This window comes from Enterovirga rhinocerotis (genome assembly GCF_004363955.1).
Lineage (GTDB): Bacteria > Pseudomonadota > Alphaproteobacteria > Rhizobiales > Beijerinckiaceae > Enterovirga > Enterovirga rhinocerotis.
On sequence record NZ_SNZR01000011.1, the window covers coordinates 13992 to 36922 of the forward strand.

General features: G+C 67.7%; 19 protein-coding genes and 1 pseudogene. 9 read left to right on the plus strand and 11 right to left on the minus strand.

From position 1 onward, the window contains the following. Window positions 1-28: 28 nt before the first annotated feature. From EV668_RS00640 to EV668_RS00675, 8 genes are all read right to left on the minus strand, one after another. Complete coding sequence (locus EV668_RS00640) at window positions 29-958, minus strand: NAD(P)-dependent oxidoreductase (RefSeq protein WP_133767942.1); 930 nt, start codon at window positions 956-958, stop codon at window positions 29-31. Window positions 959-965: 7 nt separating this feature from the next. Beyond that, window positions 966-1673, minus strand: a complete 708-nt coding sequence (locus tag EV668_RS00645; RefSeq protein ID WP_133767943.1) for an ABC transporter ATP-binding protein — start codon at window positions 1671-1673, stop codon at window positions 966-968. Continuing rightward, on the minus strand, window positions 1666-2430 hold the full coding sequence (locus EV668_RS00650; protein WP_133767944.1) for an ABC transporter ATP-binding protein: 765 nt from the start codon (window positions 2428-2430) through the stop codon (window positions 1666-1668). The genes EV668_RS00645 and EV668_RS00650 overlap by 8 nt, the downstream gene beginning before the upstream one ends. Continuing rightward, entirely contained in the window at window positions 2427-3404 is a 978-nt protein-coding gene (locus EV668_RS00655; protein WP_133767945.1) for a branched-chain amino acid ABC transporter permease, read from the minus strand. The genes EV668_RS00650 and EV668_RS00655 overlap by 4 nt, the downstream gene beginning before the upstream one ends. Next, window positions 3401-4276, minus strand: a complete 876-nt coding sequence (locus EV668_RS00660) for a branched-chain amino acid ABC transporter permease (RefSeq protein ID WP_208111461.1) — start codon at window positions 4274-4276, stop codon at window positions 3401-3403. Before EV668_RS00660 ends, EV668_RS00655 begins: the two co-directional genes overlap by 4 nt. Before the next feature lie 44 nt (window positions 4277-4320). Beyond that, entirely contained in the window at window positions 4321-5472 is a 1152-nt protein-coding gene (locus EV668_RS00665) for an ABC transporter substrate-binding protein (RefSeq protein WP_133767946.1), read from the minus strand. Between the two features lie 123 nt (window positions 5473-5595). Next, window positions 5596-6759, minus strand: a complete 1164-nt coding sequence (locus EV668_RS00670; RefSeq protein WP_245512747.1) for an ABC transporter substrate-binding protein — start codon at window positions 6757-6759, stop codon at window positions 5596-5598. Window positions 6760-6810: 51 nt separating this feature from the next. After that, window positions 6811-7608, minus strand: a complete 798-nt coding sequence (locus EV668_RS00675; protein WP_133767947.1) for an N-acyl homoserine lactonase family protein — start codon at window positions 7606-7608, stop codon at window positions 6811-6813. 234 nt (window positions 7609-7842) lie between these two features. Here EV668_RS00675 and EV668_RS00680 point away from each other — a divergent pair, with 234 nt between their 5' ends. Next, window positions 7843-8808, plus strand: coding sequence for a Bug family tripartite tricarboxylate transporter substrate binding protein (locus tag EV668_RS00680; protein WP_166652297.1), 966 nt, complete (start codon window positions 7843-7845; stop codon window positions 8806-8808). A gap of 12 nt (window positions 8809-8820) precedes the next feature. Here EV668_RS00680 and EV668_RS00685 read toward each other — a convergent pair. Beyond that, window positions 8821-8958: pseudogene (locus EV668_RS00685) on the minus strand (IS630 family transposase); the annotation flags it as partial. A gap of 413 nt (window positions 8959-9371) precedes the next feature. Here EV668_RS00685 and EV668_RS00690 point away from each other — a divergent pair. The 6 genes from EV668_RS00690 (at window position 9372) to EV668_RS00715 (ending at window position 18100) form a co-directional block, all read left to right on the plus strand. Next, a complete protein-coding gene (locus tag EV668_RS00690) occupies window positions 9372-10391 on the plus strand; it encodes a patatin-like phospholipase family protein (RefSeq protein ID WP_133767949.1) in 1020 nt (339 codons plus the stop codon). Between the two features lie 3 nt (window positions 10392-10394). Beyond that, complete coding sequence (locus tag EV668_RS00695) at window positions 10395-11846, plus strand: GntP family permease (protein ID WP_133767950.1); 1452 nt, start codon at window positions 10395-10397, stop codon at window positions 11844-11846. After that, window positions 11847-13055, plus strand: coding sequence for a hypothetical protein (locus tag EV668_RS00700; RefSeq protein WP_133767951.1), 1209 nt, complete (start codon window positions 11847-11849; stop codon window positions 13053-13055). Window positions 13056-13126: 71 nt separating this feature from the next. Next, on the plus strand, window positions 13127-14209 hold the full coding sequence (locus tag EV668_RS00705) for an efflux RND transporter periplasmic adaptor subunit (protein WP_133767952.1): 1083 nt from the start codon (window positions 13127-13129) through the stop codon (window positions 14207-14209). Next, window positions 14209-17244, plus strand: coding sequence for an efflux RND transporter permease subunit (locus EV668_RS00710; RefSeq protein ID WP_133769910.1), 3036 nt, complete (start codon window positions 14209-14211; stop codon window positions 17242-17244). The genes EV668_RS00705 and EV668_RS00710 overlap by 1 nt, the downstream gene beginning before the upstream one ends. A gap of 139 nt (window positions 17245-17383) precedes the next feature. Further along, window positions 17384-18100: an HAD family acid phosphatase gene (locus EV668_RS00715; RefSeq protein ID WP_133767953.1), complete on the plus strand. Its 717-nt coding sequence runs from the start codon at window positions 17384-17386 to the stop codon at window positions 18098-18100. Window positions 18101-18392: 292 nt separating this feature from the next. Here EV668_RS00715 and EV668_RS00720 read toward each other — a convergent pair whose 3' ends face one another. Together EV668_RS00720 and EV668_RS00725 are read right to left on the minus strand one after the other, a co-directional pair. Continuing rightward, window positions 18393-19901 carry an MFS transporter gene (locus EV668_RS00720; RefSeq protein ID WP_133767954.1) on the minus strand — a complete coding sequence of 503 codons (1509 nt, stop codon included), beginning with the start codon at window positions 19899-19901 and terminating at the stop codon, window positions 18393-18395. Window positions 19902-20101: 200 nt separating this feature from the next. After that, entirely contained in the window at window positions 20102-20605 is a 504-nt protein-coding gene (locus EV668_RS00725; protein ID WP_133767955.1) for a cysteine hydrolase family protein, read from the minus strand. 92 nt (window positions 20606-20697) lie between these two features. On the opposite strand from EV668_RS00725, the gene EV668_RS00730 reads away from it, so the two are divergent. Together EV668_RS00730 and EV668_RS00735 are read left to right on the plus strand one after the other, a co-directional pair. Next, on the plus strand, window positions 20698-21633 hold the full coding sequence (locus tag EV668_RS00730; protein ID WP_133767956.1) for a GlxA family transcriptional regulator: 936 nt from the start codon (window positions 20698-20700) through the stop codon (window positions 21631-21633). Window positions 21634-21766: 133 nt separating this feature from the next. After that, complete coding sequence (locus EV668_RS00735; RefSeq protein WP_133767957.1) at window positions 21767-22621, plus strand: LysR family transcriptional regulator; 855 nt, start codon at window positions 21767-21769, stop codon at window positions 22619-22621. The last annotated feature ends 310 nt before the right edge of the window (window positions 22622-22931 follow it).

Here is a 22931-nt window from a genome sequence, read left to right on the forward strand (position 1 = left end):
CCGGGCCGCGGATCGCGACGTCGGGCCGTCAGGAAGGCCGATCGGTGCGAGGCCTCATCAGAGCGGAGATGACCGGCCAGTACTCGGCGCCATGCCCCTGCATCGACGCGCGCATCAGCAGGTCCCGGCCATTCACCGCCCCGCCCGTATCGAGCCCCGCCGCCTCGGCCATCTCGAGGGCGTACGAGATGTCCTTCAGCATGTAGTCGGTGGAGAAGACCCGCTCCGGGAAGCTGCGGGGAGCGACGGCCTTCAGGCCGTGGTTGCGGAGGGCGAAGCTGTCGGCCGAACCCTTGGCGAAGGTCTCGAACAGCGCCGTCGTGTCGATCCCGACCGATCGCGCGATGGCGCTCGCCTCGGACAGGGCGACGACGGTCTGGACCACGACCATGTTGTTGAGGATCTTGACGATCTGACCGGCGCCGACATCGCCGCAATGCGTGACCTCCGAGGCGAAGCAGCGCAGCAGGGGCTCGATGCGGGCATACACCTCGTCCTTGGCTCCGACGGTGATCGCCAGCGTTCCGCTTTCGGCGGCCTGACGCGTCCTTGCCACCGGGGCGTCGGCATAATCGGCGCCGTTGGCTGCGAAGAGGCCGGCGAGTTCTCGCGACAGCGAAAGCGGGCTCGTGCCGAGATCGACGATTGTCTGTCCCCGCCCGATCGCGGCCAGGAGGCCGCCGTCGCCCCGGCAGAGATCGTCCAGATGGCGGCCGCTCGGCAGAGAGACGAACACCGTGTCAGCGTCGGCCGCGACCTCGCGCGCCGACGCTGCCGCCACGACTCCGTGGTCCGCGAGGCGGGCGAGCGGCTCGGGCGAGAGGTCGTAGGCCACGACCCGCGCCCCGCTCTTCGTGGCGAGATGCCGGCACATCGGCTCGCCCATCACGCCCAGCCCGATGAAGCCCAATCCGCTCTGCACCGTCATCCTCCGCATCCGCGCATCCCGCTGCGCCATCCGTCCCTCAGACCCCGAGATACGCCCGCCGGACGTAGTCGCTCGCGAGCAGTTCCGCGCCCGTCCCGTCGAGGGTGGTGGAGCCCATCTCCAGCACATAGGCATGGTCGGAGAGCCGCAGCGCGAGGTTGGCGTTCTGCTCGACGAGCACGATCGCGACCTTCATGTCGGTGTTGATCTCGCGGATGATGCGCTCGATCTCGTCGACGATGATGGGGGCGAGACCGAGCGAGGGCTCGTCCAGCAGCAGGAATTGCGGCTTCGCCATCAGCGCGCGCCCGATCGCGAGCATCTGCTGCTCGCCGCCGGAGAGCGAGCCGGCCACCTGCTCGCGCCGCTCGCGCAGGCGCGGGAAATAGGCGAAGATGCGCTCGAGGTCAGCATGCGCCCCTCGTCCGTCTCGCCGCAGGTAGGCGCCGACGAGAAGGTTGTCGAGCACGCTCATCTGCGGGAAGACGCGCCGGCCTTCGGGCGACAGCGCCAGGCCGAGCCCGACGCGCTCGGGCGCCGCGAGGTGATCGATCCGTCTGCCGTCGAGCCGGATTTCGCCCCGTTGATTGCGCGCGAGGCCGATGATGGCCTTCAGCGTGGTGGTCTTGCCGGCGCCGTTCGAGCCGATCAGCGAGACGATCGCGCCGCGGTCCACCGTCAGGCTCACATTCGTCACCGCGCGCGTCGCTCCGTAGGTGACGCCGATGCCGCTGACCTCAAGCATGCGACTGCCTCCGGCCGAGATAGGCCTCGATCACGCGCTCGTCGGCCGCGATCTCGGCGGGCGTTCCCTCCGCGATCAGGCTGCCGTGGTTCAGGACGACGATGCGGTTGCACAACGCCATCACGACGCGCATGTGATGCTCGACGAGGACCATCGTGATGTTGCGCTGCTCCTTCACCCGCAGCAGGGCGCCGGACATCTCCTCCGCCTCCTCGGGATTGAGCCCCGCCACGGGTTCGTCCAGCATCAGCAGCTTCGGGTCGCTGGCGAGGGCGATGGCGACGCCGAGGCGCTTCTGTTCGCCGTATGCCAGCTCGCGCGCCGTCACGCCCGCGCGATGGTCCAGCCCGAAGAGGGCGAGCAGGTCGAGCGCGATCGCCTCCTGACGGCGCTGCCAGCCGCCGGGCCGCAGCAGGCCCTCGGCGAGGCCCGGCCTGGAGAACGCGAAGCGGCCGCGCACGATGTTCTGCAGCGCGGTCTGGCCCGGATAGACGGTCGCCGCCTGGAACGTCCGCGCCAGCCCCTGGCGCACGATGCGGTTGGCGGACATCCCCGTGATGCTGCGGCCGGCGAAGAGGATCCGGCCGGCCGAGGGCGGGATCACCCCGCTGATGACGTTGAACGCCGTCGTCTTGCCGGCCCCGTTGGGTCCGATCAGGCCGAGGAGGTCCCCCTCGCGCACCGCGAAGGTCAGGTCCTTGAGCGCGACGAGGCCGCCGAAGACGCGCTGGACTCCGCTGACGTCGAGAAGGGTCACGACGGGCGCTCCGGCGAATGTTCGAGGATCGGGTGCGGTGCCGAGGTTCTGCGCAGGCCCCTCAGGCGGGCGGGCAGCCCGACCAGCCCGTCGCGCAGGAAGAGCAGCACGAGGATCAGGACCGCACCATAGAGCACATGCTGCAGGCCCTGGGTCGAGCGCAGGAGCTCCGGAAGCGGCGTGAGCACGACGGCCCCGAGAATGGGACCCCACACGCCGACCCGTCCGCCGACCACGAGCATGGTGAGGTACGAGACCGAATCCCAGAACGTGAAGCTGTCCGGCGAGATGAACTGGAAGTAGTGCGTGCTCAGGGCACCGGCGAAACCCGCGATGCCGCTGCCGATGGAGAAGGCCACCACCTGATAGACATGCGTGTCGACCCCGCTCGATTCGGTGAGGCGCGGGTTCTCGGCGATCGCGGCCATCGCATCGCCGAAGGGCGAGCGGAACAGCAACCACACACCGGTCCCGACGAGCGCGGCCGCGGCGACGGCCAGCGGGTAGAAGGCGGTCTTGGTGTTGAGGAGGTACCCGAACACCGCCGGGGCGGGCACGTTCACGAGCCCGTTCGCTCCCTGCGTGATGTCCTCCATCCCGAGGGCCAGCAGCACCACGATCTGCCCGAAGGAGAAGGCGACGAGCACGAAGTAGACGCCCCGGAGCCGCAGGATGATCCAGCCGAGCAGCGCCGCCGTCGCGGCGGCGGCGAGCGTCGCGGCGAGGAGGCCGAGCGGCACGGGAAGCCCGAGATTCATCGCCAGGAGCGCCGAGACGTAGCCGCCGAGCAGACCGAACCCCGCATGCCCCATCGAGAGCTGCCCGACCCGCGCGATGACCGCGAGCCCCAGCACGAACATGACGTTGAGGCAGGTCACGATCGCGAGGTGGACATAGAAGAGGTTCGGCGCGACGACCGGGATCAGGGCGATGACGGCCGCGGCGAGCGCGAGCAGCAGGGCGGACCGTCTCATGCCTCGCGTTCCTTCTTGCCGAGCAGTCCCCAGGGCCTCAGGAGGACCACGGCGATCACGATGACGAACTGGGCGATGTCGGCGACCACCGCGCTCAGGAAGGTGCCTGCCGCGCTTTCGATCAGGCCGAGCAGCAGGCCTCCGAGCACCGCCCCCGGGATGCTGCCGAGCCCTCCGATGACCACGACGATGAAGGCCTTGAGGGTGGGGGTGAGGCCGATGAAGGGCGAAACCGACAGGACAGGCGCCATCAGCGCTCCAGCCAGGGCCGCGAGCGCGACGCCGAGGGCGAAGGCGATCGGATAGACGCGCTCGGGCCGGATGCCCTGGACGAGAGCGATCTCGGGGTCCTGGGCGACAGCCCTCATGGCGCGCCCGAACTGCGTGTGGACCACGAGGAGGTACAGGGCGAGGATCGCCACCGCGCCCACCCCGATGACGGTCATCCGCGACAGCGAGAAGACCAGGCCCGCCATCGAGACCGTCCCGTCAACGATCGCGGGGACCGAGCGGGGGGAGGGGCCGAGGACCAGCAGGGCGCCGTTCTGCAGGATCAACGCGAGACCCAGCGACGCGATCATCCCGTTCAGTTCGTCGCCCGTGAAGGGCCGGAAGATCGCGCGCTCCACCACCACGCCCGACAGACCCACGACGATCACCGCCGCCAGGATGCTGACTGCGACCGGAACGCCGAGGCTGTCGAACACGATGGCGAAGACGAACGCGCCGATCATGTAGAATTCGCCATGCGCGAAATTGACGATCCGCATGATCCCGAACACGAGCGTGAAGCCGATCGCCATCAGGACGTAGATCATGCCGACCATCAGTCCGTTGACGATCGTCTGGGCGACGACGGTGCCGAGTCCCACTGAACGTACTCCTGCGCGAGGGAAGCCGGTGCGGCGGGCTGCGCCTATTCGCAGGACTTGTAGGAACAGGTCGCGACCTTGACCGCGACGCCATCCCGGATCTGGCCGATGTAGAACGGCACGTCGATCTGGTGGTCGATTCCGTAGCGCTCCCGGCCCGTCCAGCCGGCCTTGCCGACGATGGTCGGGAAGGCCGACACCTTCTCCAGCTCCGCGGCGATGCGGGTCGTGTCGCTCACCGAGCCGGCACGCTTCATCGCCTCGAGCAGCATCTGCAATCCGGCGAAGGAGAAGGCGTTGTGGCCGTTGACCGGCTTCCTGTACTTCGCTTCGAAGTCCCGGATGTAGCCGGCGGTCTCGGCGTAACCGCTGTCGAGTGGCAGATGGACGTAGGTGCCCTCGGCCGCCTGCTTGCCCGACACCTTGACGAGCTCTGCCGTGACGTCGCCGCCGGTCACGAGGATCGGGCCCTTGTAGCCCAGTTCGCGTGCCTGCTTGATGATCAGGCCGGCCGTCGTCGGCGAGTTGCCGCCGATCTCGAGGACGTCGGATTGCGACAGGATCCGGGTCAGGACGGGGACGAAATCGACCCGCTCGCGATCGAAGAAGTCGAGTTGCAGGTCAACGCCGATCGCCTTGTAGGCCTCCTTCTGCGAGGCGCCCACGGATTGTCCGGTCTCGTCGTTGGGCAGGAGCGCCCGCACGCGCTTCGGCGAGAGCTTCGCCCCGACCCAGGCGAGCTGCGGCCCGGTGAATTCCGTGGTCGTGATGGTCGGCCGGAAGGCGTAGGGCAGGGCGCTGCCGATCGCCTTGGGCGTGAAGCCCATCGTCAGCGTAATCACCTTGGCTTCCGTCGACCGCGCCTGCGTCGCGACCGTCGACGCCGAACCCATCGGACCGACCACGACCTTGACGCCGTCGTCGTTGATCAGCCGATCCATCGCGGTGACGGCATCCTGGGGGCGGTAGCGGTCGTCGTAGACCTTGAGGTCGATCGTGTAGGTCTTGTCGCCGATCTTGACGCCGCCGCCTTCGTTGACCCGGTCGGCCATCGCGCGGGCGGCTCCGAGCATGCCTTCGCCCCAGATCGCGCCTCCGCCCGACAACGTCGCATTGACGCCGAGGAGCAGCGTCTCGCTCCGGGCGCCCCCGGACGCGAGCACGGCGATGGCCGCCGCCAGACAATGCCGCTTCATGGCCCGACCTCCCCGAGGCGGGACCGTTGGATCGGTCCCGCTCTGTCATCATGAGCCGAGCAAGCACCACAGCTTCGGATCGTTGTCAACAATAGACATTAGATCGGCCGGGCCGGTGTCGCGCTACCGGCAGGCGGCGGGATCGCAGGTCGCCATGGTGACGGCCTCGCCGTTCCTGATCTGCCCGACATAGAAGGGCAGATCGATCTGGTGGTTGATCCCGTAGGCCTTCTCCCCGCTCCAGCGTGCCCGTCCGAGCACGGTGGGGAAGTCCTTGAGGGAGGCCAGCTCCTTCGCGATCCGGCCGGTGTCCTCGACCGAATCGACGTTGCGGATGGATTGCAGCAACATCTGCATGGCGGCGTAGAAGAACGGCGTGAAACCGTTCGGCGCATGGCCGTATTTCTTGGTGTAGCGCGCGATGAAGGCGGCCGTTTCGGGACGTTTGGGGTCCAGGGGAATGTGGATGTAGACCCCCTCGGTCGCCTGCTTGCCGGCCACCTTGACGACCTCCGCCGTCACGTCGCCGCCGGTGATGAAGATCGGGTTCTTGTAGCCCAGTTCGCGCGCCTGTTTGATGATCAGTCCCGTGGTGAGAGGCGCGACGCCTCCGATCTCGAGCGCGTCGGCTTGCGGGAGCACGCGCGTCAGCAGCGGGACGAAGTCGACGCGCTCGCGCTCGAAATAGTCGACGTCGAGCGTCACCCCCCGGCTGCGATAGGCCTTCTGGCCCGCCGCGCCCATCTGCTGTCCGGTCTCGTCGTTGGGAAGAAGGGCCCGGACCTTCTTCACGGGCGCCTGTTTCAGGACCCAGTCGAGCTGGGCGTCCGTGAATTCGCCGGTCGTGACCACCGGACGGAAGGCATAGGGCGCCTCGGCCCCGAGAGCGCGATGGGAGAAGGCCATCGTGAAGGTCATCACCTTGGCATCGGAGGTCTTCTGCCGCGTGGCGACGGCCGCGGCGGACCCGAGCGGGCCGATCACGAACCGGATGTTGTCCTCATGGATCAGGCGATCCATCGTCGTGACGGCATCCTGGGCCTTGTACTTGTCGTCATAGGCCTTGAGCGTGATCTCGTAGGTCTTTCCGCCGATCTTCAGGCCTCCGGCCGACTTCACGTCCTCGGCCGCAAGTTCGCCTGCCGATTGCATGCCTTGCGCGAAAATCGCGGCGGCGCCTGAGAAGCTCGCATGGACCCCGATCCGGAGAGGCTCGGCCGCGGATGCGGGCGCCGCCAACAGGGCGGCCAGCACGCCCGTCACACCTGACATCGTCGCATATCTCATCGTCGTTCCTCCCATCTGGTTCTGGTTGTTCGATCGTCCTGCCGTCACGTCTCAGCGTCCGGGCGCCGAGGGTTCGAGGTCGAGGCGGGCGATGCCGTCGAGGCCGTCGCGCGCCGGCGGGTAGCTGGTCAGCACCTGCGGGTCGTGCCCGGGAATGATGTGGTCCGCGCTGCTCGCCAGCGCGTTCAGCTTGCCGAAGCCGTCGAAGAGGTCCTCGAGGCTATGGATGATGGGGAAGGGCCTGCCCTGGCGAAAATTGGCGTAGTAGTGGGCGGCATCGGAGGCGAGCACGACCCAGCCTCTGCGGGTCCGCACCCGGACGACCTGAAGTCCCTTCGAATGTCCGCCGACCCAATGCAGGGAGACGCCCGGCGCGATTTCCGCGTCGCCGTCGTGGAAGGCGACGCGTCCGGCGAAGATCTTCCCGACCATCTCCGTGACGTCCTCGACGTCGAAGGGCCGGCGCATCGGCTCGTGGCACATGCACCGCCCGGTGCAATAGCCCATCTCCCGATCCTGGATGTGGTAGCGGCTGTTCGGGAACAGCCCGTGATTGCCGGCGTGGTCCCAATGCATGTGCGTCACGACGACGTCGTCCACCGCGTCGCACTGGATGCCGATCTGCTCCAGCCCCGTCTTGACCGGCCGCATGACGTCGCGCCCGCGCCGCGCCCCGCTCGTCGCGTCGAAGCCGGTATCGACGACGATGGTGCGGCCCTCTCCCACGATGGTCCAGACGTAGAAGTCCATCGGCATCGGCACGTCATGCGTATCGCCGCCCAGGAAATTATCAGGCGACCGGCGCTCCGCATTGCGCGCATAGCGCACGGCGTAGACTTCGTAGGTCATTTGACCCTCGTTGAACGTTGACTGTCGACAACGATAATCTCGGACGTCGCGTGGGGATCGTCAAGCGGCCTGCGCGTCCCTGCGACGGTCGTTGTCGAACAAGAACTGTTGACAGTCGAAAGTATGAAGAGTACCGGCGCTACCATCGCCGCGCGACAATGGGCGCAGACACCCGGCGCGCCGACAACGAAGAGGGCCGGGAGGATGGGAGCGTTCGGAAGGCGCGGGTGCGTCGTGACGATCGGGCTGATGCTGCTGGGTATCGGATCGGGCTCCGCCTCGGGGCAGCCGGCGGCCTTTCCGGCCCGGCCGATCACCATCGTCGTCGGCTTCACGCCCGGGGGCGGCAACGACGTCGTCGCGAGGGTGGTCGGCGCGAAGGTCGGAGAGCTGCTGAGAACCTCCGTCCTGGTCCTGAACCGTCCGGGCGCGAACGGCGCGGTCGCGCTGGATTCGGTCGCGAAAGCGCCCCCCGACGGCTACACGATCATCCTCGGAAGCTCGAGCGTGCTGGCGATCAATCCCGTCGTGGGCGCCGGCTCCGGCCCGGATCCGATCAGCGGGTTCGTCGGGATCGGCACGGTCGCGATGACGCCGCAGGTGCTGGCCGTGCATCCCTCGGTTCCGGCCCACACCATCAGGGAACTGGTCGATCTGTCCCGGCAGAAGGAGGTCAGTATCGCGTCGGCGGGGATCGGCGGGCTGCCGCATCTCGCCATCGAGCTGTTCCAGTCGAGCGAGAAGACAAGGTTCGTGCATGTCCCGTATCGCGGCGGAGCGCCGGCGGCGACGGACGTTGTGGCGGGCCACGTGAACGGCATCGTCATGGACCTGCCGGTCGTGCAGCCGTTCGTCGCCGACGGGCGCATGCGCGCGATCGCCTTGCTGAACGACAGGCGCTCGCCTGCCATGCCGAATGCTGCCACCTCGGCCGAACAGGGAGCTGGCGGCCTGATCGCGGTGAACTGGTACGGGCTCCTGGCGCCGGCCGGCACGCCGGCTCCTGTGGCCGACAGGCTGTTCGAGGCCTTCAACGCCGCCGTTCACGACACGTCGGTGAAGGCCAAGCTTGCAGCGATCGGGATCGAACCCATGACGTCGGCGTCGCGGACCGATTTCACCGCTTTTCTGAAGCAGGAGATCGCGCGCTGGGCGGACGTCGCGAAGACCGCAGATCTGACGTCGAAATCAGGCGGATAGCGCCGAATCCGTTCACGCTGCATCGTATCCTGCAGCGGCGAGGTAGTTGGCGCATTCGGCTGGGGTGAACGCGTCGATCAAGAGACCGATCCTCTCCCAGAGGCCGCCGACGTTCCTTTCGGCGGCCTTGCGCGGGAGCGCCTTGAGTTTGTCGACGAGTTGTTGCCGGAACCGGTCAAGGGCTTCCGCCAAGGCTCGGGGCCTCCGGAGCGGGGATAACCCGGCCCGTTGGCGGGCACCTCGATCACCTGCTCCCGAAGCGAAAGCATCCGACACGGGTCCATCACCGCGCCTTGCCCGTCGCCGACGTTCCGGCCTTCGCGCGCCTGCGGGAGCGCCGGGGCATGGCGGCCCGGTGAAGGGGCTCAGGCCGCCGATGACGACCCGCTTCGACTTTTCGGGCTCACGGATTCGATGGCCGCGAGCGGGTTCTGAATCGGGGCTGCCTCACTCTCCCCGATGCCCGGAGTTTGTTGCGATGCAGCATAGAAATTGACACCGACCGGCCAGTAGGCCAACGGTCTCATCGGTCCGGTTGGGACAATCACGATAGGGCGGCGCGCATGGCTCGAGCACCTGTCTCCGTCGACTTGGCGCTGCAGGGCGGCGGATCGCACGGGGCCTTCACGTGGGGCGTGCTCGACCGCCTTCTCGAGGAAAGCTGGCTTCATATCGCGGGCGTGTCGGGGACGTCTGCGGGTGCGATGAACGCCGCCGTGCTGGCCGACGGTTTCGCGGCAGGCGGAGCGGACGGAGCGCGCGCCGCGCTCGCCGCCTACTGGGAACTCGTCGCGGAGGCGGCGCGCTACAGCCCCTTCCAGCGCAGCCCTCTCGACATCTGGCTCGGCCGCTGGACGCTCGACCACTCGCCGCTCTTCGTCGCGATGGACATGGCCTCGCGCGTGTTCTCACCCTACGATTTCAACGCCGCCGGGACCAATCCTCTGCGCCCGATCCTCGAGCAGGCGATCGATTTCGAGCGGCTCAAATCCTCTCCGATCCGCGTTTTCGTCACCGCCACCAATGTCAGGACCGGCAGGGGTCGGGTCTTCCGCAACGAGGAGATCTCTGCCGATGTGCTGCTGGCCTCGGCCTGCCTGCCGACACTCTTTCCGGCAGTCGAGATCGACGGCGAGAGCTATTGGGACGGCGGCTATTCCGGCAATCCGACGCTGACGCCGCTGGTGCGCGAACTCGATTCCGACGACACGATCCTCATTCCGATCAATCCGATCGAGCGGCCCGGGACGCCGCGCACCGCCGCCGAGATCCTGAACCGGCTCAACGAAGTCTCCTTCAACGCCACCGCGCTCAAGGAGCTCCGCATGATCGCGCTACTGCGCAAATTCGCCCATTCCGACGATAGCGAGGGCGCCCGCTGGGGGCGGATGCGCATCCACCTCGTGCGCAACGAGATCATGAGCTCCCTCGGCTACTCGTCCAAGCTCAACGCCGAGCGGGCCTTCCTCCACATGCTTCGCGACGAGGGCCGCAAGGCCGCGCAGGCGTTCCTGGAGGCTGACGCCGACAATCTTGGCAAGCGCTCATCGGTCGATCTCGACGTGCTGCTGGACGGAGTCTGATCCATGGGCCTCGCCGGCATCCTTCTCGGCCTGGGGCTGATCGTCTTCCTCTCCTACCGTGGCTGGAGCGTCCTGCTGCTGGCCCCGGTCGGGGCCTTGATCGCCGCGCTCTTGTCCGGGCAGCCCCTGCTCGCGAGCTGGACGCAGATCTTCATGGTCAGCGCTGCGAGCTTCATCGGGCAGTTCTTCCCGCTCTTCCTGCTCGGTGCCTTGTTCGGGAAGCTGATGGAGGCCAGCGGCTCGGTCGGGGCGATCGCGGAATTCATGACCCGCAAGCTCGGAGCCGAGCGCGCGATCCTGGCGGTCGTTCTCGCCGGCGCGCTGGTGACCTATGGCGGCGTCAGCCTCTTCGTCGCGCTGTTCGTGCTGGCCCCGATGGCCGAGGCACTGTTCCGCGCGGCCGATACGCCGCGCCGGCTGATGGCGCCGGCGATCGCCCTCGGCACGTTCACCTTCACGATGATGGCCCTGCCCGGCACGCCGGCCATCCAGAACGCGATCCCGATGCCGTTCTTCGGCACCACGCCGTTCGCCGCGCCCGGCCTCGGCATCCTCGCCTCGGCGATCATGCTCGCCTTCGGGCTTTGGTGGTTGGGGCGCGCCGAGGCGGCGGCCCGCCTCCGAGGGGAGGGCTTCACGAACGAGACGGTGCCCGCCGGTGAGCGCCTCGCCGATCCCGGCTTGCGCGAGCGGGCCGTGATCACGCTGGAGTTCGATCCGGTGGAGATCGGTCGCGGCCATCCGAGTTCGGGGCGCCCGACGATCCTTCTGGCCGCGCTGCCGCTGCTGCTCGTGATCGTCGTCAATCTGTCCATGTCGTTCCTCGTCATCCCCCGGCTGGATTTCGGCTTTCTCGCCGAGGACCAGTGGGGCGGCGTGTCCGTGTCGGCCGTGAGCGGCGTCTGGTCCGTCGCCATGGCGCTGATCGTCGCGATCGTGGCGACGGTCGCGATCAACTGGCGGCGCCTGCCGTTCCTGCGCGACACGCTGGATTCCGGCGCCAGCGCATCGGTCCTGCCGATCTTCAGCGTGGCGAGCCTCGTCGGCTTCGGCGCCGTGGTCGCGGCGCTGCCCGCCTTCGGGCTGGTCCGCGACTGGGTGCTCTCGATCGGTGGAGGGCCGCTGGTCTCGCTCGCCGTCGCCACCAACATCCTGGCGGCCCTGACCGGATCGGCATCCGGCGGGCTGACGATCGCGCTCGACGCGCTCGGCGGCACCTATCTCGCACGCGCGCAGGAACTCGGGATCGATCCGGCCCTGCTGCACCGGGTCGCGGTGATGAGCGCGGGCACCCTCGACAGCCTGCCGCATAGCGGCGCGGTGGTGACGCTGCTCTCGGTCTGCGGCGTCACGGCGAGGGAGAGCTATCGCGACATCGTCATGGTGGCCATCGTCGGCGCCCTGCTCGCCCTGCTCGTCGTCCTCCTCCTCGGCTCGCTGGTCGGCAGCTTCTGAATGACGGGGTCGCCACAGCGCCTGGACCGCGCCTCCGCGATCCTCCTTGCCAAGTTCGTCGCCCTAACCTTTCTCGGCTTCTTCGATCTGGGCCTGCCGCTCGGCACGCTCGCGCCGGATGTCCTGGCCATGGGCTTCGGCCCCGCCATGGTGCTGACGGTCATCGGGATCCAGTCGCTCGTCACGATCGCCAGCCGGCACCGCGCCGGCACGTTCTGCGACCGCGCCGGCGCGCGCCGGACCATGCTCGCCGGCCTCTCCGCCGCGACGGTCGCCGCGCTGCTCTATCTGGCGGTCGAGTTGCGGCCGGTGAACGCGCCGGCGGCCCTGGTCGCCCTGCTGCTGGCCGCGCGAATTCTTCTGGGGCTGGCGGAAAGCTTGGTGCTGGTCGGCACCCTCGCGGGGGCGCTGGTCACGCTCGGGCCCGGGCGATCCTGGCAGGTGCTGGCCTTGCAGGGCGCCGCGATGCATCTCGGCCTGATCCTGGGCGTTCTGGCCGGCATGCGCATCGAGGACGGGCTCGGCCCTCTCGCCGTTCCGGCCGCCGTCGTGATCGTGCCCCTTCTCGCCATGGCCCTGGCAGCCGGCATCGCGGTGCCGGACAGGCCTCCGAGCGCGGCGAGGATCGCCATTCTCGACGTGCTCGGGCGGATCTCGCAACCCGGCATGATCCTCGCCCTGGCCACCGTGCCGGTGGCCGGCTCCGTTCTTCTCCTCATGCCATCCGTGGCGGCCGAGCACTGGCGGATGCCCTGGCCGGCCTTCGGTGCGCTCGTGCTCGGCTATCTGTGCGCCCGTGCGGGCGCTTGGCGCTGGCGCGGCCGCTCCGTCGGGGCGTCGCTGCTGCTGCTGTCCCTCGGCGCCGAACTCTGCGGGCAGATCCTTCTCCTGACCGCTGACGGTGCGGCTCTCCAACTGATCGGAGCCTTCGCGACGGGGCTCGGCTATTCGCTGGTCTTCCCGATCCTTGGCATGGCCGTTCTGCAGCGCTTTCCCGCCGACCTCCATGGCCGCGCGATCGGCGGCTACTCGGCCTTTCAGGACCTCGCCATCGGCATTGCCCTGCCGGGGGCCGTCCTGTTGCTGGCCTGGCGCGACCCTGGCCATGTTTTCGGGGTTGGCGTTCTGGCGACAGCGGGCGCATGGGTGCTGGCCCTGTCATACACTCGCCGCGATCTCACCATCGCGATCGGGGGCGGGACCGGTTGACGACGACGCATCCCGAGCGGGGAGCGCATAGCCGCGCCCCCGCTCGGCTGGGCGAGAGATGGGGACGTGTGATGACGGTCAAGCTGCTGGCAAGCGCATGCGTTCTGGGAGCCGGCCTGCTGCTGGCGGGCTGCGGCTCGCAGGAGGAAGCGCAGTCTCCCGCGCCGCGGCCGGTTCGAGTCGTCACCGTCGAGAAGGCCAAGACAGGCCGGTCGGTCAGTTTCACCGGCCATGTCGAGGCTCAGGATCAGGCGTCCCTGGCTTTCCGCACCGGCGGCCGGATGATCGAACGGACGGTCAATGTGGGCGACCGGGTCCGGGCGGGGCAGGTGGTGGCGCGGCTCGACCCGCAGAACGCGCTCGCCACGCTCCGGGCCGCGCGTGCCGCCCTTGCCGCGGCCGAGAGCCAGCTCGCGACGGCGACCAATACCTTCGAGCGGCAGGACCGGCTGCTCGCCAGCGGCTTCACCAGCCGTGCCAATCATGACGTCGCCCGCTCCGGGCTGCAGGCGGCGCGCTCGGCGGTGGACAATGCGGAGGCGCAGGTCAGGATCGCCGAGGACAATGCGAACCATACCGAGCTCGTGGTCGACGCCGCCGGCATGGTGACCGCGCGCGGCGCCGAGCCCGGAGAGGTGGTGCAGGCGGGTCAGATGATCGTCCAGATCGCCCGCGAAGGGGGGCGGGACGCGGTCTTCGACGTGCCGGAGCAGATCCTGCGGGCCGCTCCGGCCAGCGCGGTCATCACCATCGCGCTCAGCGGGGATGCGGGCGTCACCGCGACGGGCCGCGTTCGGGAGGTCGCGCCGCAGGCCGATCCCGTCACGAGAACCTTCCGTGTGCGCGTCGGCCTCGACAATCCGCCGGATACGTTGCGGCTCGGCTCCACGGTGACCGGACAGGTGCGGCTGGACGGCATTGCGGCGATCGAGATCCCCGCCTCGGCCCTCACCGCGGCCAACGGCCAGCCGGCGGTCTGGGTGCTCGATCGCGAGACGAGCACGGTCTCGCTGCGGAATATCGAGGTGGAGAGCTTCAGCCAGGCCGCGGTCGCCGTGGCCAGCGGCCTGGCGGTCGGCGATGTCGTGGTTTCCGCCGGCGTGCAGGCGCTGCATCCAGGCCAGAAGGTCCGCCTGCTGGGGGCCGGGTCGTGATGCGCTTCAATCTCTCCGAATGGGCGGTCCGCCAGCGCTCGCTGGTCATCTACCTCATGCTCGTGGTGATCGCCGCCGGGGCCTATGCCTATACGCGGCTCGGCCGCGCCGAGGATCCGTCCTTCATCATCAAGACCATGGTGATCCAGGCCGCATGGCCCGGCGCCAGCGTCGAGGACACGTTGCAGCAGGTCACCGAGCGGCTCGAGCGCACGCTGCAGGAGACGCCGCATCTCGACACCGTGCGCAGCTACACCCGCTCCGGAGTCACGACGATCTTCGTCAGCCTCAAGGGAGACGCCAGCGCCCGTCAGGTGACCGATACCTGGTATCATGTGCGCAAGAGTGTCGGAGACATGCGCCATACCCTGCCGCAGGGCGTGGTCGGCCCCGGCTTCAACGACGAGTTCGGCGATACCTTCGGCCTGATCTACGGCTTCACCGCCGACGGTTTCACCCATCGCGAACTGCGCGACTATGTCGAAGGCGCGCGTTCCCGGCTTCTGAACGTCCCCGACGTCGCCAAGATCGAACTGCTGGGCGAGCAGAACGAACAGGTCTTCGTCGAGTTCTCGATGCAGGCTCTGGCGAGCCTCGGCATCAACCGCGGCGTTCTGGTTGCGGCGCTCCGCGCCCAGAACGTGGTGCAACCCGCCGGCACGATCCAGACCGGGCAGGAGAAGCTCGCCATCCGGGTGACCGGCTCCTTCGGTTCCGAGCAGGACATTGCGGGGCTCAACTTCGCGGTCGACGGACGCATGCTCCGGCTGTCCGACATCGCGACCGTGCGGCGTGGCCTCGTCGACCCGCCCGCCCCCCTTTTCCGGGTCAACGGCGAGCCCGCCATCGGCCTTGCCATCGCCATGCGCGAAGGCGGCGACATTCTCGCGCTCGGCCGCAATGTCGACCGGGCGATGCGGGCGATCACCGCGGATCTGCCGGTCGGGATCGAGCCGCATCTCGTCGCCGACCAGGCGGTGACCGTGCGGACCGCCATCGCCGAATTCATGGTCTCGCTCTGGCAGGCCATCGCGATCATCCTCGTCGTCAGCTTCGTCGCGCTCGGCGTGCGCGCGGGGCTGATGGTGGCGCTCACCATTCCGCTCACCCTGGCCGGGGTGTTCGCCGTCATGTGGCTCGCCGGCATCGACATGCAGCGCATCTCGCTCGGCGCGCTGATCATCGCCCTGGCGCTGATGGTCGACGACGCCATGACCACGACGGATGCCACGCTCGGCCGCCTCGCGGCGGGCGAGTCGAAGGAAGTCGCCGCCGTCTACGCCTACAAGACCTATGCTTTCGCCATGCTCGCGGGCACGCTGGTGACGATCGCCGGATTCGTGCCGATCGGCTTCGCGGCGAGTTCGGCGGGCGAATACACCTTCACGCTGTTCGCAGTGGTGACGATTGCGCTGCTCGTCTCCTGGCTCGTCGCCGTCGTTTTCGCTCCGCTGGTCGGGCTCGTGGTGCTGAAGCCGCCCAAGACCCGCGGCGAGCCGGGGCGCGTGGTCAAGCTCTATTCCCGGTTCCTGTCCGCCGCGCTGACCGCGAGCTGGGCGACGGTGGCGGTCACGCTGGTGCTGTTCGTCGCCGCCGTCCTGGCCCTGCCGCTGATCCCGCGCCAGTTCTTTCCGTCTTCCGACCGCCCCGAGCTGATGGTGGATCTGCAACTGCCGCAGAACGCCTCGATTCATGCGACGGAGAGCGCCGTGCTCCGGCTGGATGCCGCCTTGAAGGGCGATCCGGACGTCGCGCGCTGGAGCGGCTATGTCGGGCGCGGCGCGATCCGCTTCTACCTGCCGCTCAACGCCCAACTCCCGAACGACTTCTTCGGCCAGGCCGTCGTCGTCGCCAAGGATGTCGCGGCGCGCGAGCGCCTGCGGGCGAAGCTCGCCAGAGTGTTGGCCGACGATTTCCCCGAAATCGTCAGCAGGGTCTCGCCGCTCGAACTCGGCCCGCCGGTGGGCTGGCCGGTCCAATACCGGGTGACGGGACCCGAGACCGGGCAGGTGCGCGACATCGCCTTCAGGCTGGCGGAGGTCATCGCGGCGGATCCGCTGGTCAGGACCGTCAATTACGACTGGATCGAGCCGGCGCGCGAAATCCGCGTGCGTGTGGACCAGGACCAGGCCCGGCTGCTCGGCCTGTCCTCGGAGGCGATCGCCTCCGTGCTGAACACGGTCGTGACCGGCGCGCCGGTCACGCAGGTTCGCGACGGCATCCATCTGGTGAACGTCGTGCTGCGTGCCGCCGACGAGCAGCGCGTCTCGCTCGACACGCTGCGGACCCTGCAGGTCCCTCTGCCGAACGGCCGCAGCGTGCCGCTCAGCCAGTTCGCGGCCTTCGACTACGCGCAGACCTACCCCATGGTCTGGCGTCGCGGCCGCCTGCCGAGCCTCACCGTGCAGTCCGACGTGACGGAGGGCACGCTGCCCGAGACCGTCGTCCAGCAACTCGCGCCCAAAATCGCGGCGCTGTCCGCCACGTTGCCGGAGGGCTACCGCATCGAGGTCGGCGGGACGGTCGAGGAGGGAGCCTCGTCCCTCGCCTCCGTCATGGCGGTGGTGCCGGTCATGCTGCTGATCATGTTCACGGTGCTGATGTTCCAGCTCCGGCGCTTCTCGCTGACCTTCCTGGTGCTCAGCGTCGCGCCGCTCGGGCTGATCGGCGTGGTGCTGGCGCTGCTGGTCTCCGGCCGGCCGCTGGGCTTCGTCGCCATCCTCGGCGTGCTGGCGCTGCTCGGCATGATCATCAAGAACGCGGTCATCCTGATCGGGCAGATCGAGGCGGAGCGGGCGGCGGGCAAGAGCGCGCGCGAGGCGGTGCTGAGCGCATCCTGCGCCCGCTTCACGCCCATCATGCTCACCGCCGTCTCGACGGTGCTGGGCATGATCCCGATCGCGCCGACCGTGTTCTGGGGGCCGATGGCGTTCGCGATCATGGGCGGGTTGCTGGTCGCGACGCTGTTGACGCTCGTCTTCCTGCCGACGCTCTACCTCCTGACGATGGGCGAGAGGGGCAAGGCTCCGGCGTAAGGGGCGCGGCCTCTCTCGCGTGCAAGCCGGGCGATCTGCGAAATCTGGCTGAAGGTTCGCCGGCCGGCCGGACGGGCGACTCGACTTCTCGGACGGCTGCGCCACACTGCGCCCGGCAGTCCCACCAGGCGGCAATGCGATGGCCCGATCCAAGTGGTCCCTTTCGTCGGCAGCGGCGCTCTGGCTGCTTTGCGGCTGCGCGGCGCTCGCGCAGCCGGTGCCCTTCGCCGGCACGAAGGATGAGCCGCCGAATGTCGGAGACGCGAAACGGGCGGCCACCGAGTATTACCAGTCGGGCCGCTATCAGACGGCATTGGCCGGCGTTGCCGCCGAGGCGCAGGCCTGGATCGGCGAGCGCGCTCGCCAGGTCGACCGGCCGGCCGTCGTCTTCGACATCGACGACACCGCGCTCTCGAACTGGGAGGTCATTCAGGCCGACGATTTCGGGCGGGTATTCGGCGGACCTTGCGAGAAGCTTCCGGAAGGTCCTTGCGGCTGGGTAAGCTGGGATCTGTTGGCGCGCAGCCCCGCCATACCGGCAACGCTGAGCCTCTATCGCTTCGCCCGAACGCAGGGCGCAGCCGTCTTCTTCATCACCGGCCGAGACGAGACGCAGCGGGCAGCGACCGAACGCAATCTCAAGGCGGCCGGATATGACGATTACGTCAGGCTCGACATGGTCCCCGTCGGCGCTCACTTCCCCAAGGCCGCAGCCTACAAGGCCCCGCTCCGCGCCGCGATCGAGGCGGCCGGGTATCGCATCATCGCCAATGTAGGGGATCAGCCGTCCGACCTCGAGGGTGGGCATGCCGAGCGCGCATTCCTCCTGCCGAACCCCTTCTACCGCATCCCTTGAGCGCAAGCCCTCGGGGCCGCCGTGAGCCAACGGGAAGAACGGCGACATCCGCGCCATCTGACGCTCGCTCAGCAGAAACAATCCCAGTCCAAAATCGAGTTGCAACTGACCGACGCATTCGACGGGCTGACCCGCATCCTTCCCGTGCGCGGCGTGCAAACCCTTCGATCGTTGCGGGGCGAAGGGCGCTGTGGCCGGGGCTTTCGAGCAAGGCTTGCGCCCGTCGGGCACAGGGGGCGTCGTGCTTACGGGCGTCCTGCGTCCTTAACCCGTCTGCTACAGCGACACGTCATCACCTCTGCCCGCCGCGGAACACCATGAAGCTGGCTGCTGCGAGCAGCCAGACACTGATGCCGCCGTAAAGCATAACCCCGCCGAATCCGTCTGCGAGGGCTTGATGAACGATGGCATCTGGAACGCCTTGGCCGGATGAGACCATCGTTCCGGCGGCGATTTTTTCCGCGAGCGCACGGAGGGCCGACGCGTCCGTGCCGAATGGCAGGCTTGCCTTGAGTGAAGACAGCACGCCTTCGACCAGGATGAACCCCATGATCGGGATGTTGACGGCGAGCGAGATCATGCGCGCGCTCATGTCGATTCCCGACGCCATGCCGGAGCGCGCGGGTGGCACGGCGCCGGTCGTCGTATTGGTCACCGGCGTGTTGGTCAGCCCCAGCCCGACCCCTGCCAGAACGCAGCCCGGCAGCATAGTCAGCCAGTTTGCATTTTCGGCGCCGCTGCCAAGCTTCATCAGGATGAAGCCGAGCCCGATGACGGACAGCCCGGCCGGAATGACGAGGCGGGGCTGATAGCGCAGCAGCAGACGCTCGGCCAGCGGCGGCACGACCAGCGCCGGCAGCGTGTAGGCGAGCAGGCCCATGCCCGCCGCGACGCTGTCATAGCCGAGGCCTGCCTGGAACCAGATCGGCAGATAGATCATGAACGGCCAGAAGCTGATGTTCATTGCCGCCGAGCCGATGACCGCCCCGGAAAAGGCGCGGATGCGGAACACCGAGAAATCGACCATCGGCCTGAAAGTGAGTTGTTCCGCAATGAGAAAGGCGACGAAGCTCGCAACCGCCACGCCTAGGATCGAAAGCGCCATCGGACTGGAGAAACCGAGAGCGGGTCCTTGAGTGATGAAGAAGGCCAGACAGAACACTGCGATCGACAGCGTGGCGATGCCGGCAAGATCGAGACGGGTCGCCTCCGGGTCACGCGATTCCCGCACGCCGCCGGCCGCCAGCAGCACCGTCACGATGCTGAGTCCCGCATGGACAAGGAACACCCACTCCCAGTTCCACAGCGCGACGATGGCGCCGCCGATGAGCGGACCGAAGCCCAGACCCACACCGGAGATGATGCCCCACCAGCCGAACGCCATGCCTCGCTCGCGGGCGGTGCGGAACTGGTGCGACAGGATGGCGATCTGGCACACCAGCATCGCCCCGCCGCTCAGGCCCTGAATGAAGCGTGCGCCGATCAGCACGGGCACACTTGTCGTGAGCCCACAGGCCAGAGATGCCGCTCCGAAGGCGGCGATGCTGGCGATGAATACGCATTTGCGCCCGAAGCGGTCAGCCAGGGCTCCCGTCGCCATCAGCACCACCGTGACGCCGATCGTGTAGGCGTTCATGATCCACTGAAGCTGCCGGAAATTCGCGTGCAGCACGTGTTCCAGCGTCGGCAGGATCGCCGGCACGCTGGAAATCTCCAGCCCGAACATCAGCGCGGACAGGCAAACGGCGGCGAGCGCGACGGCGCTTCTGCTGCCGGTGGCGACGGATGCGGCAAGGGTCATTGTCCGGCCTTTCGGCATCGGAGCCGCAACGGCGGACCCCATCACGACAGGGGCCATTTCCGCTTCGGTCCGCATGCTGCGTAAGGGCGGCAAACTACCGATGCTTCGATCATAACTGAATTGGATGATCGAACATTTCAGAGACAACAATTCTAGATCATACGACAGCCGAGGCGACCATGACATGCACTCAGGGGCCATCAGTTCCAGGCGTCGTCAGCGCTCGAAACGCGAAGCTTCGAGGCCAAGGCATTCAGCGCGATCCGATGAACGACTTCCACGGGCGCGGTGCAGAGATCACCGATGACCTGCACGTGAAATCGATTGGCCAGGCCCGACAAGGCGGTGAAAACGACGCAGTTCTGGGTCATCATGCCAAAGATCAGCAGCTCGCTGGTTCCGGCGAGATGATCGGCGAGATCGGTATCCTGAAAGGCGTCCGCATGGGCCTTGCTCACGATAGGGGCGTCGCCGGCTGCGTCGGAGATGGCCGGGCGCAGTGCCGCACCGGGACTGCCGGCGACAAACAGGCCGGTGGCCGCCGCCGATACATGGCGTACCAGAATGATCCTGTCGCCGCTCGCCCGGGCCTTGCCGATGGCGGCAACGATCCGCGCTTCGGTCTCCTCGGCCCGCCAAAGCGGTAGCGCGCCGCCGGGGAAGTACTCGTTCTGGATGTCGATCACGAGAAGGGTGCGGGTCATGACGAGGCTCCTTTGGCGTTGCCTCTCTCACTACGGTTGGGAGCAGTCACTCGTCAGTGGCCCGATGGACATTGTTCGTATAGATCGGGCCAATGCGCCTTGCCGTTCTCGCCTATGAGGGCATCAGCCCGTTCATGCTGTCCACGCCGCTTGCTGTGTTCGGGGAGCCCTTTATCGCGAGCGAGCATCAGATCGATGTGTGCTCGAGCGTGTCCCGGTTCGCCGCCAGTGGCGGCCTGACGATCGAAACATCGCGTCCGCTCGAGGCCGCCCGTGACGCAGACATCCTCATTCTTCCCGGATGGCGGAATGTCGACGAGCCGGTCTCCGCCGACATAATGGACGAACTTCGAGCGGCGCAGATGCGCGGCGCGATCGTCGTCGGTCTTTGCCTAGGCGCGTTCGGCCTTGCGGAGGCCGGTTTGCTCGATGGACGGCGTGCGACGACGCATTGGGCACGCGCCGGTACGTTTGCGGAGCGGTATCCAAAGGTTACGGTCGATGCGGGCGCGCTCTTCATCGACGAGGGACAGGTGCTGACCTCGGCCGGAATCGCATCGGGACTCGATTGCTGCCTGCATCTGCTGGCCCGGATTTCCGGGATCGGCGAAGCCAATCGCGTTGCGCGCCATCTCGTCGTGGCACCTCAGCGGATGGGTGGGCAACCACAATTGATCGACAGACCAGCCATCGGCGCATCGGCTGATCGCCGCGTGACGGAGATGCTGGAAGCGCTGCGCACAAACCCGTTCTCGACGCCGGCACTGGACGATCTGGCGGAACGCGCTGGCATGAGCCGCCGCACTCTCACGCGCCATATCCGCTCACGCACCGGAGGGAGCCTCGGAGAATGGCTGAAGCGCGCGCGGCTCGCCCGGGCACAGGAACTTCTTGTCGCGGGAGCGCGCGGTCTCGATGATGTGGCCGTCCGTTGCGGCTTCCCAGATTCTCATGCGCTGCGAAGCGCTTTCCGGGCAGAGCTCGGGGTAACACCGACACGATGGCTGGCGCGGCAACGGGTGCCTTAGGGATCGATCAGTTGGCACCGCGGGTCGATCTCGCGCGACAGGCTTCTCAGTAATCGGTCGCCGTGTGGCAGAATTTGACCATAAGTGAATGGAATGATTGGGTGCTTTATAGACGGCAATTCTGGATCGTTGAATGACCACGCTGGATGTCGACGCCGTGCAGGTGTTCGTTACCATCGCCGATCTGCAGAGCTTCACCCGCGCCGCTGAGGCGCTCGGGAGCACGCAGGGAGCCATCAGCGTCAAGCTCAAACGGCTGGAAGACAGGCTTGGCCAGCGGCTTCTCGAACGGACTCCCCGCTCGGTGAGGCTATCGGCTCAAGGTGCGGTGTTTCTTGCGCCCGCCCGCGAATTCCTCGCGGCTCACGATCGTGCCTTGGCTGGCTTGTCATCCCCGCGCCGCCGCTTCGGCTTGGGCATCGCGGCCCACGTCGCAGGACCTGAGGTCCCAACGCTTCTCGCTCGACTCAACGCCCACGATCCCGGTCTGACCATCGAAGTGCGGATGGACAATTCACGGGTGCTGCTGGACGCTTTCGATCGCGGCGAACTCGATGCGGCCATCATCCGGCGGGAAGACGACCGACGCGATGGCGAGGTGCTGGGGCCTGAGCATTTCGGTTGGTTCGCCGCCCCGCACTTCGAACATCGTCAGGGTGAGCCGTTGCGGCTGGCGGCGCTCTCGCCCGCCTGCGGCGTGCGCGACATCGCCGCCCGCGCGTTGGACTCGGCTGCCATCGCGTGGACGGAAGTCTTTCTTGGCGGCACATCATCGATGGTGACGGCAGCAGTCTCGGCGGGCCTCGCCATCTCGGCCTTCTCCTGTCGACTGGCGCCTCCCGGTACCGTCGAGGTCAGCCGGCGCTTCGGTCTGCCGTCGCTGCCTTCCACCGAGGTCGTGATGTTTTCCACCCTCACTGATTCCAGATCCCGCGAGGCCCTGCGCACGCTCGCCGCTGCCTTCCGTGAGCATCGGCCAGTTCTGTAAGCGAAAACGGTCTGGCGGTTTCCGCTCGGACTATGTGTGAGAGGGGGCGGTGTGAGAGGGCTATAGCCCTTCGTCACAACCGCGGATCATACGCCATCGCCCGCTTCGCTTCTGCTCGAGCATGACCGGATTGGGGCCGTCTCTGGACGGACAGCTATCGCGTGGCGAATGCAGGATAGCTGCCCTTCTGCACCCGACCTGGTCCTGTCTGGACCGGGTTGCGAACTCGTTCGGGGTTAGGCCGCCTAAGCTCGTGTGCGGCCGGTGAAGGTTGTAGCCGATCCCCAGCCGGACGACGCTATTCCGCAGC

Excerpts from the sequence above, each read along its gene's own strand:
- EV668_RS00640 (WP_133767942.1), bottom strand. The coding sequence starts at position 958 with ATGGCGCAGCGGGATGCGCGGATGCGGAGGATGACGGTGCAGAGCGGA.
- EV668_RS00645 (WP_133767943.1), bottom strand. The coding sequence starts at position 1,673 with ATGCTTGAGGTCAGCGGCATCGGCGTCACCTACGGAGCGACGCGCGCG.
- EV668_RS00655 (WP_133767945.1), bottom strand. The coding sequence starts at position 3,404 with ATGAGACGGTCCGCCCTGCTGCTCGCGCTCGCCGCGGCCGTCATCGCC.
- EV668_RS00665 (WP_133767946.1), bottom strand. The coding sequence starts at position 5,472 with ATGAAGCGGCATTGTCTGGCGGCGGCCATCGCCGTGCTCGCGTCCGGG.
- EV668_RS00670 (WP_245512747.1), bottom strand. The coding sequence starts at position 6,759 with ATGAGATATGCGACGATGTCAGGTGTGACGGGCGTGCTGGCCGCCCTG.
- EV668_RS00675 (WP_133767947.1), bottom strand. The coding sequence starts at position 7,608 with ATGACCTACGAAGTCTACGCCGTGCGCTATGCGCGCAATGCGGAGCGC.
- EV668_RS00690 (WP_133767949.1), top strand. The coding sequence starts at position 9,372 with ATGGCTCGAGCACCTGTCTCCGTCGACTTGGCGCTGCAGGGCGGCGGA.
- EV668_RS00695 (WP_133767950.1), top strand. The coding sequence starts at position 10,395 with ATGGGCCTCGCCGGCATCCTTCTCGGCCTGGGGCTGATCGTCTTCCTC.
- EV668_RS00700 (WP_133767951.1), top strand. The coding sequence starts at position 11,847 with ATGACGGGGTCGCCACAGCGCCTGGACCGCGCCTCCGCGATCCTCCTT.
- EV668_RS00705 (WP_133767952.1), top strand. The coding sequence starts at position 13,127 with ATGACGGTCAAGCTGCTGGCAAGCGCATGCGTTCTGGGAGCCGGCCTG.
- EV668_RS00710 (WP_133769910.1), top strand. The coding sequence starts at position 14,209 with ATGCGCTTCAATCTCTCCGAATGGGCGGTCCGCCAGCGCTCGCTGGTC.
- EV668_RS00715 (WP_133767953.1), top strand. The coding sequence starts at position 17,384 with ATGGCCCGATCCAAGTGGTCCCTTTCGTCGGCAGCGGCGCTCTGGCTG.
- EV668_RS00720 (WP_133767954.1), bottom strand. The coding sequence starts at position 19,901 with ATGACCCTTGCCGCATCCGTCGCCACCGGCAGCAGAAGCGCCGTCGCG.
- EV668_RS00725 (WP_133767955.1), bottom strand. The coding sequence starts at position 20,605 with ATGACCCGCACCCTTCTCGTGATCGACATCCAGAACGAGTACTTCCCC.
- EV668_RS00730 (WP_133767956.1), top strand. The coding sequence starts at position 20,698 with ATGCGCCTTGCCGTTCTCGCCTATGAGGGCATCAGCCCGTTCATGCTG.
- EV668_RS00735 (WP_133767957.1), top strand. The coding sequence starts at position 21,767 with ATGACCACGCTGGATGTCGACGCCGTGCAGGTGTTCGTTACCATCGCC.